Origin of the sequence: Skermanella stibiiresistens SB22 (genome assembly GCF_000576635.1) — a bacterium.
GTDB classification, from domain to species: domain Bacteria; phylum Pseudomonadota; class Alphaproteobacteria; order Azospirillales; family Azospirillaceae; genus Skermanella; species Skermanella stibiiresistens.
Map to the genome: position 1 here is coordinate 131,465 of NZ_AVFL01000017.1, position 15,896 is coordinate 147,360.

Here is a 15,896-nt window from a genome sequence, read left to right on the forward strand (position 1 = left end):
GTGAGGCGTCAGGTCTCGGCCGGGGTCCGCCGTTCGACCAGATAGAGGTGTTCGCAGACCAGCACGGTCTCCGCGTCCTGGTTCCTGATCTCGATCGCCTCGACCGCGATGCCGTGGGTCTTCCGCTTGGGGTGATCGCGTTTTTCGGTGATGGTCGCGGAAACGCTGATCGTGTCGCCGATGAAAACCGGCCTGACGAAGCGCAGCCGGTCATAGCCATAGGACATGGCGCGCGGGTTGATCGTGCTGGCGGTCATCCCGATTCCGACGCTGAAGATCAGCGTGCCGTGCGCGATCCGCCGCTTGAAGTCCTGCGTGGCGCACCAGTGCGCGTCCATGTGGTGCGGGAAGAAGTCGCCGGTCTGCCCGGCGTGTAGGACGATATCGGCCTCGGTGATCGTCCGGCCCATGGTGCGCCGCGAGAAGCCGATCCTGTAGTCTTCGAAGAATTCCTCGACGATCATTCGCCAACCCTCGCGTTCCCATCAAGCATCGGTTCCTCCAGCATCGCCGCCGTGTCCGCCCCCAGGCGCGGAGCGCCGCGCGGCGACGTCAGGATCCTGCCGTCGATGCGGATCGGGCAGCGGGTGGTCAACAGCGTCCCGCCACCGGCGCTTTCGATCAGCTGCGTCACGTCCAGCGCCTTGAAGGCGTCGTGTTCCACCAGCCGCGGCCACGTCATGACCTCGGCAGCCCAGACCCCGGCGGCCTCCAGCACGGCCAGCCAGTCGGCCGTCGGCCGCGTCATCAAATGGTCCGCGATGACCGCCTTGATGGCGTCGCGCTCGATGAACCAGGTCGAGCGGTCCCGGAAGGGTTCCAGCGCCGCGCAGTCCAGCAATTCCGCCAGCCGGTCCACCGGGGTCATGGCGAGCGCCAAGTAACCGTCCGCCGTCTGGTACACGCCATAGGGAGCGGCGATGTGGACATTGGCGTGGGCGACGGCGCTTCGCCGAGGCTGCGCGCGGTCGGTGTTGAGGAAGGTCGTCAATTGTTCGAACTGCATGTCGAGCGCCGATTCCATCAGGCTGACATCGACCCGGCCGCCGCGTCCGGTCACGCCGCGCCGGACCAGCGCCGCCAGGATGCCTTGGGCCAGATGCGCGCCGGTCAGGATGTCGGTGACGGAAACCCCCGCCGGCGTCGGCCCCTGGTCGGCGTTGCCGCTCAGCCAGACGAATCCCGACAGCGACTGGACCAGCAGGTCCTGCCCCGGCTTGTCGCGCCAGGGCCCCTCGTCGCCATAGCCGCTGACCGCGCCATAGACGAGACGCGGGTTCAACGCGGCCACGGCGTCGAAGCCAAGGCCCAGGCGCTCCATCACACCGGGTCTGAAGTTGTGGATCATCACGTCGGCCCGCGCCACCAGCCGCTTGACGGCCTCCAGATCGGCCGGGTCCTTGAGGTCGGCGGCGACGCTCCGCTTGTTGCGGTTGATCGTGTGGAACAGCGCGCTGTCGCCATCGAGCGCAAGGTCGGCGACGTAGAGCTGCCGGCACAGGTCGCCGCCCTGGGGCCGCTCGACCTTGACCACGTCGGCGCCCAGATCCGCCAGCCGCAGCGCGCAGGATGGTCCCGCCAGGAACTGTGAGAAATCGAGAACGAGAAGGCCCGAGAGGGGCAGCTCCGCCACCGTGCCGCCTGAAAGTGAGACGTTCATCCCCGCTCCGTTTTTTGCGTTCTTATACGAAAATAACGTTCACAGAAAAATATAGTCAATCCATTTCGGCGGACCTGTTCAAAATGTTTTCTCGCTTGACGGCGACGCTTCATCCGTATCAAGTTCGCTCACAAATTTGACGTTCACCAAAAAATGAACGATCCAAGGGAACGGACGAGAAGGGAGCTATGCGCGAGATGACCACGATCAGACTGAAAGGCATGACCTGGGATCACCCGCGCGGCTACGATCCGATGGTCGCCTGCTCGCGTCTCTGGAAGGAGAGGACGGGCGTCGAGATCGAGTGGGACCGCCGTTCCCTCCAGGATTTCGAGAGCTTCCCGGTCGAGGAACTGGCGCGCCGTTACGACCTGATCGTGATCGACCATCCCCATGTCGGGCAAATCACCAACGAAGGCTGCCTGAGGCCGCTCGACATCCCCGGCCGCGAGGCCGAGCTGGACGCGCTGGCCCGTCAGAGCGTCGGCCAATCCTTCCCCAGCTACACCTGGCGCGGACATCAATGGGCCTTCCCGATCGACGCCGCGACCCAGGTCCAGGCGTGGCGGCCCGATCAAATCGACGCTCCCGTCACCCAGTGGCGCGACCTGCTTCCGCTGGCCAAGCGGGGCAGGGTCCAATGCCCCATGCGCCCGCCCCACTCGCTGATGACCTTCTACACGCTGGCCGGCAATCTGGGCGCTCCCTGCGCCGTCGAGGGACCTGACCTGGTCGATCCCGCGGTTGGCGCCGAGACCTACGAGCTGATCCGCGAGCTGGTCTCCCATCTGGATCCCGCCTGTTTCGAGATGGACCCGATCGCCGTGTTCGAGCGGATGGTGCCGCCGGACTCGACCATCGCCGTCGTGCCGCTGATCTACGGCTATGTCAGTTACGCGCTCGACGGCTTCCGGCCCCGCCGCGTCCGTTTCTCCGACATCCCGACCATTGGCGCCGCAGGCCCGGTGGGCTCGGCGCTTGGGGGGACCGGTATCGCAGTCTCGGCGCGTGGCGATCATCAGGACGACGCCACCGCCTTCGCCTACTGGGTGGCCAGCGCCGAGATCCAGCGCGGCCCCTACGCCGCCGCGGGAGGACAGCCCGGCAACGCCGTCGCGTGGCGGGACACGCAAGTCAACCAGCCGGTCGCCGGTTTCTACGCCGACACCCAGCGGACCTTGGACGGCGCTTGGGTCCGCCCGCGCCATGACGGCTACATGCCGTTCCAGCAGCGGGCGGCGGATCGGTTGAACGAAGCCTTGAGGTCGGGAGAGTCCGCCGCGTCCTTCGTCGCCGATTTCAACGCCCTGTTCCGCGCCAGCCTGAAGCCTTGAGCCACCCCAAATGCCAACCTCCCGAATGAAGACGCCCCCGCTCGACGGCCTGCTCGTGCTGGACATGAGCCAGTTCCTGTCCGGTCCCTCCGCGGCGCTGCGGCTGGGCGATCTGGGCGCGCGGGTCATCAAGGTCGAGCGGCCGGAAACCGGCGACATCTGCCGCCAGCTCTATCTGACCGATACCGACGTCGGGGGCGATTCGACGCTTTTCCACGCGATCAACCGCAACAAGGAGAGCTTCGGCGCCGACTTGAAGGACGCCACCGACCGCGCCCGCGTCTTCAAGCTGATCGCGCGGGCCGATGTGGTGATCCTGAATTTCCGCCCGGGCGTCGCCGAGCGGCTGGGCTTCGGCTACGACGCCCTGCGGGAGATCAACCCGAGGATCGTCCACGCCTCGATCTCCGGCTATGGCGAGGACGGCCCCTGGGTCGACCTGCCCGGACAGGACCTTCTGGCGCAGGCGCTGTCCGGCGGCATGTGGCTGTCCGGCAGCGCCGGCGACGGCCCTGTTCCCTTCGGCCTTTCCATCGCCGACATGCTGGCCGGGCACGCGCTGATGGAGGGCATCCTCGCCGCCCTGATCCGCCGGGGCGTGACGGGGGAGGGGGCCGAGGTCCAGACCAGCCTGTTCGAGGCGATGATCGACCTTCAGTTCGAGGTGCTGACCACGCACCTCAACGATGGCGGCCGACCGCCGAGGCGGGCGGAGGTCGACAACGCCCACGCCTATCTGGCGGCGCCCTATGGCGTCTACCGCACGGCCGATGGTTATCTCGCCCTCGCCATGACGCCGCTGGACAAGCTGGGGCGCCTGCTCGACATGCCCGAGCTGGGTGCCGCCGCCGCCGAGCCGGGAGCGGCGTTCCGCGACCGCGACGCCATCAAGCGGATGCTGTCCGATCGGCTGGCGACCGGCGGCAATGTTCAGTGGCTCAAGCTGTTGCGCGCCGCCGACGTGTGGTGCGCTCCCGTGCTGGATTGGCCCACCATGTTGGACAACGAGGCGTTCCGCCGGCTCGATATGGTGCAGACTGTCTTGCGCGGAGATGGCGTCGCCGTCAGGACGACAAAGACACCGATCCGGTTGAATGGTACACGGACGGGTACCGGGCGCGCGGCCCCCAAGGTGGGAGAGCACACGGCGGCCCTCGTCCGGGAGTTCGATCTGTGAATCGGAAACGACATATAATGGGAGAAGAGACATGACGGGAAGTCTGGCCGGGAAGATCGCCGTTATAACGGCGGCGGCCCAGGGGATCGGCCGTTCCACCGCCGAGCTGTTCGCGAAGCAGGGTGCCCGCGTGATCGCCACCGACATCAACGCCGACAAGCTGGCCGAGTTGAAGGACGCCGGGATCGAGACCCGCGTCCTCAACGTGCTCGACACGGCGGCCGTGGAGAAGGCGTTCGGCGAGATCGGGCAAGTCGATGTCCTGTTCAACTGCGCCGGCATCGTCCACAACGGCACCATCTTGGAGGCATCCTACGAGGACCTGGATTTCGCCTACGACCTCAACGTCAAGGCGATGATGCGGACGATCAAGACCGTCCTGCCGGGCATGCTGGAGCGCGGCGACGGCTCGATCATCAACATGTCGTCGGTGGCGTCCAGCATCAAAGGCGTGCCCAACCGCTTCGCCTATACCGCGACCAAGGCGGCGGTGATCGGCCTGACCAAGGCGGTCGCGGCCGATTACATCACCAAGGGCATCCGCTGCAACGCGATCTGCCCCGGCACGGTCGAATCGCCGTCGCTCCAGGATCGCCTGCGCGCCCAAGGTGACTACGACGCCGCCCGCGCCGCCTTCGTCGCCCGCCAGCCGATCGGCCGGATCGGCAAGCCGGAGGAGATCGCCGAGCTGGCGCTCTACCTGGCGACCGCGACCTACACGACGGGGCAGGCCCACATCATCGACGGCGGCTGGGCCCTGTAGTAAAAGCGTCCAGCACGGGGCCGGCGGCATCGCCTCCGGCCCCGCCGCCTCCAGCCCAGTCCCAAGGGCACGGATGGCGGGCGCGGACAAGGAAGAACGACGGACCATGGACGGCAACCAGCTGAGCGCGGATGAACGGCGCACGAAATACTCGGTTCCCGCGGTCGAGAAGGCACTCGACATCATCGAGTACCTCTCCGACAAGGCGGTGCCGCTGACGCAGACCCAGTTGGCGCGGGCGCTTGGGCGCCAGCCCGGCGAGCTGTTCCGCATGCTGACCTGCCTGGAGACGCGGGGCTACCTACGCCGCGACGAGGTCAGCGGCGGCTATGCCCTGACCCTCAAGCTGTTCGAACTCAGCCGCACCCACTCGCCCTATGACGAGTTGCTCACCGTGGCGCGCCCGCTGATGCGGCAACTGGCCGACGAGGTGCGGGAGACCTGCCATCTCAGCACGCTGCACCAGAACCAGATCCTCGTTCTGGCGCAGGAGGAGAGCCCGAAGCCGATACGCCTGTCGGTCGAGGCGGGATCGCTGCACCCGGTGCTCGTCACGACCTCGGGCCGCATCCTGCTCGCCAACATGCCCGACGCCGCCCGCGACGCGGTGCTGGGCGAGGCCACCGACTTCTTCCAGCGGGGAGAGGACGAGCGCAACACCTTCCTGACGCGGCTGCTCAACATCCGCCAGCGCGGCTATGAGATCGCCGATGGCGAGCGGTTCGTCGGCGGACTGGACATCGGGACCCTGATCGGCACCCCGCGATCCCACGTGAAGGCGGCGCTGATCATCACCACCTTGAAGCGCGCCGATGGCCCCGACCTGGAGGCGATGCTGCCGGTGCTCCAGCGCTACGCCCAAACCATCGGCGAGCGCGCCGGTCTTTCCTGACAGCGCCCCAGCCCCCATATCCGCATCTGGAACCGATCCACGATGACAGGGTGTCGCCGAAGTTGCCTGATAGAGAAAAGGGTGTCCGCCTAGCCGATCTGCTCGAACCGATCCTGAACGCCCGGGACGGCGACGATCGCGAGTTGCTGGACGCCATCAACCTCGTGGCCGAAGCCATCGCCGCCCTCGAGATCATATTGGTCGATGAGGCGGGCCGCCCCATCCCCGGCATCTCCGACAAGACCGCCGTCCTAGCATTGCTGCGCTCCCATCGCCAGGAACTGGCCCGTGGGGGCGAGATGGAGGAGTCCCTGACGCTCCGCGATCTGGCGCGGCGGGTCAAAGGGTTGCGTTGATCGATCTCCAGGCACGTGTTCCGCCGCGAGTTCAGGCGGGCCGGCATGGGGTCAGAACCGCCAGCCGGCTGGCACCCATGCGTAACCGGTATCGGTGCGCAGGATTCGTCCCAGACCGGGGAAGGGATAGTGGAAGCCGAGGACGAGCATCCGGTCGGCCGCGGCCCGATCGAAGATGCGCCGACAGGTCGTGGCGGTCAAATCCTGGTCGCGGTCCGGTCCGGGACGCCAGGGCCGGTCGATGTTGACCACGGGGTGGTAGGCGAGGTCGGCCGTCAGAAGCAGCTGATCCCCACCCGAATGAACGAGGAACGTCGCCATCCCTGGCGTATGGCCAGGCGCTGCGATCGTCGTCAGGCCGGGCAATAGCTCCGCGCCGGCCTCGTACAACTCGATCCCCTGGGTGACGGGCCGCACGCTTTCCCTGATATTGGCCGCGAAACGTCGTCGGAACTCCTCGGGCACCGGCATGTATGAGAGATCCGGCTCGTTTTCGACGAAGAACGCCCAATCCGCCCTCGGCACCATGACGGTCGCGCGCGGAAAGGCGCGGGCGCCATCGGCGGTCCGCAGATTGCCGACGTGGTCCGGATGGGTGTGGGAGATCACGACAAGGTCGATGTCGCCTGCCGAAAGCCCTATCGCGCGCAGATTGTCGAACAGGCGACCGCCGTTCGGCCCCATCGTGCTTCCCGCACCGGCTTCCAGGAGGACGCGGCGTCCGCCGATCTCCAACAGTAGGGTGTTCAGGTTCAGGGTCATGTGATCGGTGGGGAGGAACGCCCGCCTCAACACCTCCCGCAACTCGACTTCCGGCGCGTCTCCGGCATAGACCTTCGGCGGACCGCCGATCAGGCCGTCGCTGAGCACGGTCGCGGTGATGTCGCCGACCTGGAATCGATAGTGGCCGACATTTCCGATCGGAGCGGACGCCACCGGCTGGGCCGTGGCCGCTCCGGGGAGCGCGCCGCCAAGAAGCGTCCCGGACGCGCCGGCCACCGCGGTGAGCATGATCTTGCGTCGGTTGATCGTGAGCATCTCGTTCCTTCGTGTCAGGACGTTGTTCCGATGTTGGTTGGTTTCTCCCGTTCCCGTACGAAGGTGACATCGCACCACTGGTTTGATAAGGCGATCAAACACGATCAACGTGATCGCATGGGGTGAACAATCATGACGGTGAGGCTCGATCATTTGGAGACATTCGCTCTGATCGTCCGGTGCGGCGGCTTTCGGGCCGCCGCGGCCGAGCGCGGTGTCTCGTCGTCCGTCATCAGCCAAACGATGGGATCGCTGGAGCAAGCGCTCGGCATCCGGCTGCTCAATCGAACGACGCGCAGCATCGCGGTCACGGAAGCGGGAGAACGCCTGCTGAGACGGCTTCGTCCCGCGTTGGACGACATCCGCTTGGCCTTGGTCGAACTCGATCAACTGCGCGAGCAACCGTCCGGAACCCTGCGCATCAACGCGCCGGGCCCGGCGGTCGACCATGTCCTGTGTCCGCTGGCCTTCGCGTTCATGGAAGCGCACCCCGAGGTCAAGGTCGAGATCGTCAGTGACGCGGCGATCATCGACATCGTCGAACAGGGCTTCGACGCCGGCGTCCGGTTCGGTCGTCAATTGGACAAGGACATGATCGCGATGCCGCTGGGGCAACCCCTGCGCTATGCGATCGTCGCCTCTCCCGACTACCTGCGCAAGCGCGGGTGGCCGACCGCTCCATCCGAACTCGTCGGCCACGACTGCATCCGTCGCCGCTATCCCGGCGGTGCCCTCGCGGTATGGACGTTCGGGAAGAACGATGAAACCGTCGAGATCGCCCCGGAGGGACGGCTGACCTTGAGTTCGGCCCATCAGGAACTTCAGGCTGCCGTCGCCGGGCAAGGCATCGCCCATGTCTTCGAGGATTACGCCCGTTCGGCCATCGAGGATGGCTCGCTCATCGAGATACTGGCGGATTGGAGCCCAAGACTACCAAGCTGGTTCCTGTATTACCCGAACAAGCGGCACAGCAGTGCCGCGATGCGGGCCTTCCTCGACTTCGTTCGAAGCTCGACCCGGCAATGACCCAAGGCACTCAATGAAGCGTGAAGGCTGCCATTGACCTACCCATCCGGAGGCTCGGTGGAAAGCGATGGGATGGCCGTATCGTGTGGTTGGTCCATGCGGGAGGGAAGCGGTGGCCGGCATGGGGGGGCTTCATCGAACTCGTCAATGACGGCCTCACGACCTGGGTCGCATTTCTCAGGCGGTCTGCGCTACGCGCGGGGAGCGACCGCTCCACCTGCTGATCGACGGCGAGTACCGGGCCGAACTGAAGCGGCGGGATGTGACCTACGAGGAACTGGCCCGGCGGTTGTAGGAGATGGGAATAAGGCATCGGTCGCCAGCAAACTCAGTCGAGGCGGGTTCACGGCCGCCTTCTTCCTCGCCAGTATGAAGGCGATAGGGTGCCCAGCGGTTCGGATGGAACACCTTTAGCATCTCGTTAACAACGTCAAACTATACCAAAAGGACTAAATCGATTGGATGAAGCCAGACAATCATGGGACGCTTCCGGTGAAGCCGCTATCAAGTCAAAATGTTGAGGCTGAACTCAGCTATGCCTACCTACATGCTGTGGCCTCATATGCTGGAATGTCATGCAGATCCGGGGACAGGCATGAGGACAACGCGGGAATTGACGCTGTGATCACTGCGTGGCAACCGATACCAAAGGGGTTGTGGGGATGGCGCAGTGAAGTTGATATAAAAATTCAACTGAAAGCAACGATACTTCCTGTCGTAGAAGCGGGAGATTTCATACCTTATTTCCTAAGGGGAGTTGATAGGTATAACGACTTACGGTGCTCAACATTGGCAGCGGCGCGAATTCTTGTAATTATGTTTCTTCCCAAGAACCCGACGGAATGGCTAAATGTATCTCCAAACGAACTTCTTATGAAAGATTGTGCTTACTGGACAAGCCTTCGTGCGGCACCAGAATCAAAAAATATTTCTGGAGAAACCATATATATTCCACGCAATCAATTGTTTTCTCCTGCCAGTTTGCTTGACTTGGCGACTAATTTGTCAGATGATACATATCCAATATATAGGGGTCGGCGGTGAACGGAGAACATATACATCCAGTAGACTTGCGAGATTACATAAAGTCTCGCGGATGGACTCTGGTTCCAGAGGGGAGATCCAGGGGAATGTATGTACTGATGCACGCCGATTTTGATCGTCGGCAATTGGCATTCCCAATGCACAGTTCCGCCCCGGATTATGATGACTCGGTTCGGACGGTAATGGAGAAGCTGTCGCATATTTACAAAGAAGATGAGCGCGTTATTAGGTCTAATATTCTCAGTGTGCGCGACGATATTATACAATTTGGCGTGACATCCGCCGTATCATTATCAAACCATATACCACTAGCATACGCTGCGTCGGCAATATCCGGCACCCAGATTATGATCATGTCGTCAGCTTGTGCTGTTCTCAAGCCTCAGGCGCACCATCCTCGTTTGGCGCGCACTGAAGCCATGAAATTGATTGATCATTCGAAGTTCTGTCATACTGGGCGTGGCAGTTTTGTATTGAAGATATCCTGCCCAGTAAATGCGCTTGATGTAGAAGCGCCGCCATTGCCAATTGATGATCATCATTATCCATTTGTCAGAAGAACAATGCTTGCGCTTAATAGAGGAATAAGAAGGATTGTTGATGCAATAGAAACGGACAACGCTATCGGCCTCATTGATGATGTTAGGGGCGGGAGAGACACTATTGTATCTTCAAATTTATGTGATGGCTTGACAAGGCTTTGTGATGAACAATCCGATGTTTCAATAGCTTTCTCTATACTTTGGTCTCCATTTCTTCCTGCTGTTGATTGCATAGAGACCAAGCAGATCAGAATTCAAAGTGATTACTTTTCAAGAATTGAGGAAATTCGGAGAGAATTACGCTCAACGGAGATTCATAAGGAGGATGTATTTATTGGAACAGTCGAAGGGCTTGAAGGTGATATGGATGAAAATGGCCGGAGATCGGGAGAGGTTATATTATCCATCTTGCTGCGCGAAGGGGAAAGTATACGTGCGCGAGTGATTCTAAATCACAACGATTACGAAAAAGCCTACAAAGCACACATGGATGATGGTTCATATGTTAGGGTTGCGGGCAAGTTGCTGCCGGGCAGGCAGCCAAGACAGTTGACCGACATCGCCAGCTTTGACCTGATTGATAATGCCCATTGACGTGCAGGGGGATGTCCGCGCCGATGATAAAATCTTAGCAAGCGGGCTTTGCTCCCAAATCGCATCGGCCATACAACCAAACTTCATCTACCCGATAAAACTGCTATCTCAGGTTCGGTGGCGTTTGCGCCATAATACCGCATTGCCGCAACCTGCAAACCTTGTCTCAATCCACGCTCCCGCACGGGGAGCGACTCGCGGGCCAGACGATACGGCGCTTCGCGGGGTCGTCTCAATCCACGCTCCCGCACGGGGAGCGACCGCTTCGATCTATTCCATTGTAAAATAGCCCGAAATTCCCGGTCCAGCGCGAACCTGCGTCGGTGAGGGAGCTTTATGTCGCTCGCGACACCCCCATCCTCACCATTGATGTTAAAAATACAAGATAAATCTGCCGCGCGAGCCTCCCAGTGATTTTGGGACCGCTTGAGGTTCGCGCAACGGTCAGAACGGTCTGTTGAAAAGGCGGAGCCATGCCAAAGTCCAACCCCTGTCCCACCAAACGCACCAAGGAAAGTTTTCCTTAATGCCTTCGCCGGTAGGATACGCGCCGCCAGCCACGCCAGGAATCCGGAACCACCGATGCCACCCCAGCCGCGTCATCCGCCCGCCGCCCGTCCCGCCACCCTCCCGATCCCCACGCCATCATGACGAATGATGACATTTTGGCCGCATTCGGGGGGGGTGTCATCCCACCTCCTGACACTCCGCGACACTTCCAGCCCCCACCACCCCACACCGTAGACCAACCCACACCACCCCACCACCCCACCACCCCAATCCCAGCTATAGCCCCAACCTCCGCTCCGCTCCCCAGCTATAGCTTATTCCGATACCCACACCCGTTAAATCGTATTTCCCTAGTTTTCCAGAGACGTCTAGTCTCAAGACCGCTGAAGAATAAAAACGCGGTTCGGGGAGATGGAATTGGGCTGGCGCGTCGTCGCCGGCGGCATGGCTGGTCAACGCCAGTAAAGTTGATCGACAACTTCGACATCGCTCAAGAAATACCCCCTCGGCCGCGCACCACGAGAGTGAGGACACATGCCTTTCGACCAGATTCTCATCAACAATAATTGGTCCTCGGGCTCCGGTGGCCAGACGATCCCGATGTTGAGCCCGAGCGATGGCAAGGAGATTTCCCGCATCGCCCGCGGCACCGCCGAGGATGTCGACAACGCCGTCCGCGCCGCCCGGCGCGCCTTCGAAGGCGCCTGGGGCCAGACCCCGGCGCTGGAGCGGGGCCGCCTGCTGAGCCGTCTCGGCCTGAAGATTCTGGAGCACGCCGAGGAACTGGCCCAGATCGAGGCCAGCGACACCGGCAAGCCGCTCAAGCAGGCCCGCGCCGACATCGTCAACACCGCCCGCTATTTCGAGTTCTACGGCGGCGCCGCCGACAAGATCCACGGCGACACCATCCCGTTCCTCGACGGCTACACCGTCATGATCCTGCGCGAGCCGCGCGGCGTCACCGGCCACATCATCCCGTGGAACTACCCGGCCCAGATGTTCGGCCGCACGCTTGGACCCAGCCTCGCCGCCGGTAACGCCGCCGTGCTCAAGCCGGCCGAGGAGGCCTGCCTGTCCTGCATCCGGCTGGCCGAGATCGCGATGGAGATCGGCTTCCCGCCCGGCACCATCAACGTCGTCACCGGCTATGGCGAGGAGGCCGGCGCCGCCTTGGCCGCCCATCCCGGCATCGACTTCCTGTCGTTCACCGGCTCGCCCGAGGTCGGCACGCTGGTCCAGAAGGCCGCCGCGGAACACCATGTTCCCTGCGTGCTGGAGCTGGGCGGCAAGTCGCCGCAGATCGTGTTCGAGGACGCCGACCAGCGCTTGGCGATCGAGAGCATCGTCAACGCCATCGTCCAGAACGCCGGCCAGACCTGCTCCGCCGGTAGCCGCGTGCTGGTCCAGCGTTCGATCTTCGACAGCTTCATCGCCGACCTCGCCCGGCGCGTCGCGGCGGTCCGCGTCGGCCCCCATGGCGACGACCTGGATTGCGGTCCCGTCATCAGCGCCAACCAGTTCGACCGCGTCCAGGGCTTCCTGGCCCAGGCCAAGTCCGACGGCGTCCCCGTCCTCGCCGAGGGCGTCATCACCGACGGCGCTCCCGAAGGCGGCTACTACGTCAAGCCGACGCTGTTCGGCCCCGTGCCGCTCAAGCACACGCTGGCTTGCGAGGAGGTCTTCGGTCCCGTCCTGTCCGCCATTCCGTTCGATGACGAGGCCGACGCGATCCGGATCGCCAACGGCACCGACTTCGGTCTGGTCGCCGGCATCTGGACCAAGGATGGCGCCCGGCAGCTACGTCTGGCGCGCGCCGTGCGGGCGGGTCAGGTGTTCGTCAACGCCTATGGTGCTGGCGGCGGCATCGAACTGCCGTTCGGCGGCGTCAAGAAGAGCGGCCATGGCCGCGAGAAGGGCTTCGAGGCGCTGCGCGAGTTCACCGTCGCGAAGACGGTCGTCCTCAAGCACGGCTGAGAGCGGGCCGGGCCACGCGCCCGGCCAGCCAACCCCAGCCCAGTCGAAGCGCACGCCAGTCCAAGTCCAAGCAACGATAATCAACCGTAATTCCCAAGGGGAGGATCGCCCATGTTGTCCCGTCGCGCCCTGTTCGGTGCCTGCGCCTGCGCGCTCGCCTTAGCGGCCTTCAACGTCCTGCCGGCGGAGGCCCGCGAGATGCGGGGCCGCCTGGGCCACGTCTTCGCCACCAACAGCCCGGTCGATCAGGCCAGCCAGGAATTCGCCCGCCTGATCAAGGAGCGGTCGAACGGTGAGATCGATATCTCGGTGTTCCCCAACAGCCAGTTGGGCGGCGACGAGACGCTGGGCCGCGAACTGGCGCGGGGCTCGCTGGAACTGGCGTTCCTCAACCCCGGCTCGCTGACCGGCCTGGACCCCTTGCTCGACATCCATTACCTGCCGTACATCGTCAACGATTTGGCGCAGGCCGACAAGATCTTCTACAACGAGAACGGCATCCTCCAGAAGACGCTGCGGGAAACCCTCCAGAAGCACAAGATGGAGCCGCTGGGCTTCTTCGAACTGGAGTTCCGCTCGGTCACCAACTCGCGCCGCGCGGTCGAGAAGCTCGCCGATCTCCAGGGCCTCAAGCTGCGGGTGCCCGGCTCCGCCGGCATCAAGGGCTTCTTCACCGCCGCGGGCTCCCAGGCGATCACGATGCCCTTCCCGGAACTGTTCACCGGTCTCCAGCAGGGCACGGTCGACGGCCAGGACAACGGGCCGAGCATCACCTACAACTCGCGCCTGTTCGAAGCGCAGAAGTTCATGACGACGACCAACCACGTCTACGCCATGGGCACCATCGTCGCCGGCGACCGCTTCTGGGGCCGTCTCAGCGAAGAGCAGCGGACCATGATCCGCGACACCGCGGTGGAGGTCAGCCGCAAGCAGATCGAGAACAACCGCGCGCTCAACACGGAATTCCTCGCCAAGATCGCCGCCGGCGGCGTCCAGGTCACCAAGCTCTCGCCGGAAGCCCTCAAGGAGTTCGCCGACTTCGGCCGGGCGCAGTGGGATGGCCTGGGCAAGATCTATGGCGAGGAGCGGGTCAAGCTGCTGCGCGCCGAGATCGCGGCCCTGGATTGATGTCCATGGTGGAGCGAACCCAGATGGATCCCGGCGTCGCGGTGGCGCCGGGTCCAGGGTCCTCGGCGCTCGACCGGGTCGAACGGGGGATCTACCGGGTGGAGGCGTTCATCGCCGGGGCGTCCCTCGTGGTGATGCTCGCCACCATCGTGTTCAGCGTCGTCGCGCGCTATTTCGAACTGCCGGTCCCGAACGTCAGCGAGCTGGGCATCGTCGCCATGGCGCCGCTGACCTTCGTCGGTGCCGCGCTCTGCACCTACGCCCGCGCCCATATCAGCGTGGAGATCGCCCAGCAGCTTCCCTCCAAGCCGCTGCGGTCGATCGCCCACGCGGGCGCCATGCTCTCGCAGCTGCTGTTCGCCGGCATCTTCCTCTACGTCGCGTGGGAATTCTTCGCCTACGCGTACGAGTCCAGCGAGAACCTGATCGACCTGGGCACGCCCGTGGCGGTGCCGGCCGGGTTCATGGTCCTGGGCAGCGCCCTGATGATCCTCCACGCGCTGGCCGACCTCTACCGACTAGTCACCGGCCAGCCCCATCCCGGTTTGCCGAATTCCGGAGGATTGTCATGACACCGATCATCTTCGGTCTGGCGATGCTGCTGCTGATCGGCGCCCCGATCGGCGTCGCCTTCGCGCTGGTCGTGCTGCTGAACGTCGAGACCTTCGACCTGTGGCTGGATAGCCTCGGCTCGGTCCCCTACGACAGCGTCATGAGCTTCCCGCTGCTGGCGATCCCGCTGTTCCTGCTGGTCGGCGAGGTCATGAACCGGGGCGGCTTGGCGGAAAGCCTGACCGCGTTCTGCGACCTCCTGCTGCGCCGCCTGCCGGCCCGGCTGGGCCACATCGCGATCGGCGCCAGCGCGTTGATGGGCGCCATCACCGGCTCCTCGGTCGCGACGGTCGCCGCCATCGGCGGCACGGTTGGGCCGGAGATGGAGCGGCGCGGCTATCGGCGCGGCTACATCGCCTCGCTGGTCGCGGCGGCCGGTTTGCTCGGCGTGCTGATCCCGCCGTCGATCCCGCTGATCCTCTACGGCTCTATCGTCGGCGTCTCGATCACGGAACTGTTCCTGGCGACGCTCCTGCCGGGTCTGGTGATGGCTTGCGTCTTCTTCGCGACCCACGCGATGCTGGCCAAGCGCGCCCTGGTCAACGGCCGGGAAAGCGCCGCCTCCGACACCGGCCGCACGCTGTCGCGCGGCCGCAACAACCTGCGCACCGCCTCGGCGCTGTTCCTGCCGTTCCTGGTGCTGGGCGGCATCTACAGCGGCCTGTTCACCCCGACGGAAGCGGCGGCCGTGGCGGCCCTCTACACATTGGCCGTGACCCTGCTCCAGCGGACCCTGCGGACCAATGAATTGCCGGGCGTGTTCAGCACGACGGCGCGGACCGCCGCCGCGATCCTGACGATCATCGCCTTCACCGCCATCTTCAACCGGGCGCTGGTCCTGGCGCAGATCCCGCAAGACATCGCCAGCTTCGCCATCAGCGTGACCGACAGCCCGCTGGTCTTCCTGGCGATGGTCAACCTGGTCCTGCTGCTGGTCGGCATGTTCATGGAGACCAACGCCGCCGTGCTGCTGATGGGACCGCTGCTGGCGCCCGCCGCCGACCAGTTCGGCATCGACCCGGTCCACTTCGGCATCATCCTGGTGACCAACATCGAGATCGGCCTGCTGACGCCGCCGCTCGCCGCCAACCTTTACGTGGCGGCGCGGACGACCGGGGCCAGCCTGCTCGAGATGGCGCCGTATTTCGGCTGGTTCCTGCTGGCGACACTGCTGACCTTGGCCGCCATCACCTACATTCCCGCGCTGCCGCTCTGGTACCGCGTATTCTTCTGATCTGGAGACATC

The 15,896-nt window shown here is 63.8% G+C and carries 16 protein-coding genes; 13 read left to right on the forward strand and 3 right to left on the reverse strand.

All coding sequences use genetic code 11. The features are described from left to right. Positions 1–8 precede the first annotated feature (8 nt). Positions 9–464, reverse strand: coding sequence for a MaoC family dehydratase (locus tag N825_RS21560; RefSeq protein ID WP_037456796.1), 456 nt, complete (start codon positions 462–464; stop codon positions 9–11). Beyond that, positions 461–1,660: a CaiB/BaiF CoA transferase family protein gene (locus N825_RS21565; protein ID WP_037456798.1), complete on the reverse strand. Its 1,200-nt coding sequence runs from the start codon at positions 1,658–1,660 to the stop codon at positions 461–463. The genes N825_RS21560 and N825_RS21565 overlap by 4 nt, the downstream gene beginning before the upstream one ends. 197 nt (positions 1,661–1,857) lie before the next feature. Here N825_RS21565 and N825_RS21570 point away from each other — a divergent pair, with 197 nt between their 5' ends. From N825_RS21570 to N825_RS21590, 5 genes are all read left to right on the forward strand, one after another. Beyond that, a complete protein-coding gene (locus N825_RS21570; protein ID WP_037456962.1) occupies positions 1,858–2,994 on the forward strand; it encodes a type 2 periplasmic-binding domain-containing protein in 1,137 nt (378 codons plus the stop codon). Positions 2,995–3,004: 10 nt separating this feature from the next. Continuing rightward, entirely contained in the window at positions 3,005–4,171 is a 1,167-nt protein-coding gene (locus N825_RS21575) for a CaiB/BaiF CoA transferase family protein (RefSeq protein ID WP_037456800.1), read from the forward strand. 31 nt (positions 4,172–4,202) lie between these two features. After that, positions 4,203–4,934: an SDR family oxidoreductase gene (locus N825_RS21580; RefSeq protein WP_037456802.1), complete on the forward strand. Its 732-nt coding sequence runs from the start codon at positions 4,203–4,205 to the stop codon at positions 4,932–4,934. A 106-nt stretch (positions 4,935–5,040) separates the two neighbouring features. Further along, complete coding sequence (locus N825_RS21585) at positions 5,041–5,826, forward strand: IclR family transcriptional regulator (protein ID WP_037456964.1); 786 nt, start codon at positions 5,041–5,043, stop codon at positions 5,824–5,826. 62 nt (positions 5,827–5,888) lie between these two features. Continuing rightward, positions 5,889–6,182 carry a hypothetical protein gene (locus N825_RS21590; protein WP_037456966.1) on the forward strand — a complete coding sequence of 98 codons (294 nt, stop codon included), beginning with the start codon at positions 5,889–5,891 and terminating at the stop codon, positions 6,180–6,182. 51 nt (positions 6,183–6,233) lie between these two features. Here N825_RS21590 and N825_RS21595 read toward each other — a convergent pair whose 3' ends face one another. Further along, a complete protein-coding gene (locus tag N825_RS21595; RefSeq protein WP_245613193.1) occupies positions 6,234–7,373 on the reverse strand; it encodes an MBL fold metallo-hydrolase in 1,140 nt (379 codons plus the stop codon). Here N825_RS21595 and N825_RS21600 point away from each other — a divergent pair. From N825_RS21600 to N825_RS21620, 8 genes are all read left to right on the forward strand, one after another. Beyond that, a complete protein-coding gene (locus N825_RS21600) occupies positions 7,353–8,246 on the forward strand; it encodes a LysR family transcriptional regulator (RefSeq protein ID WP_037456804.1) in 894 nt (297 codons plus the stop codon). The two genes, N825_RS21595 and N825_RS21600, sit on opposite strands and share 21 nt — an antisense overlap. A gap of 147 nt (positions 8,247–8,393) precedes the next feature. Then, positions 8,394–8,660: a DUF6471 domain-containing protein gene (locus tag N825_RS41025; protein ID WP_425423747.1), complete on the forward strand. Its 267-nt coding sequence runs from the start codon at positions 8,394–8,396 to the stop codon at positions 8,658–8,660. A gap of 48 nt (positions 8,661–8,708) precedes the next feature. Then, positions 8,709–9,290, forward strand: a complete 582-nt coding sequence (locus tag N825_RS38035) for a DUF4365 domain-containing protein (RefSeq protein WP_084164949.1) — start codon at positions 8,709–8,711, stop codon at positions 9,288–9,290. A gap of 86 nt (positions 9,291–9,376) precedes the next feature. Next, positions 9,377–10,426, forward strand: coding sequence for a hypothetical protein (locus tag N825_RS39060; RefSeq protein WP_157619470.1), 1,050 nt, complete (start codon positions 9,377–9,379; stop codon positions 10,424–10,426). Between the two features lie 1,044 nt (positions 10,427–11,470). Continuing rightward, complete coding sequence (locus N825_RS21605; protein WP_037456806.1) at positions 11,471–12,910, forward strand: aldehyde dehydrogenase family protein; 1,440 nt, start codon at positions 11,471–11,473, stop codon at positions 12,908–12,910. Between the two features lie 111 nt (positions 12,911–13,021). After that, positions 13,022–14,038: a TRAP transporter substrate-binding protein gene (locus N825_RS21610; protein WP_037456808.1), complete on the forward strand. Its 1,017-nt coding sequence runs from the start codon at positions 13,022–13,024 to the stop codon at positions 14,036–14,038. Between the two features lie 5 nt (positions 14,039–14,043). Beyond that, a complete protein-coding gene (locus tag N825_RS21615) occupies positions 14,044–14,610 on the forward strand; it encodes a TRAP transporter small permease (protein ID WP_198038813.1) in 567 nt (188 codons plus the stop codon). Beyond that, a complete protein-coding gene (locus N825_RS21620; RefSeq protein WP_037456811.1) occupies positions 14,607–15,884 on the forward strand; it encodes a TRAP transporter large permease in 1,278 nt (425 codons plus the stop codon). The genes N825_RS21615 and N825_RS21620 overlap by 4 nt, the downstream gene beginning before the upstream one ends. Positions 15,885–15,896: the final 12 nt, after the last annotated feature.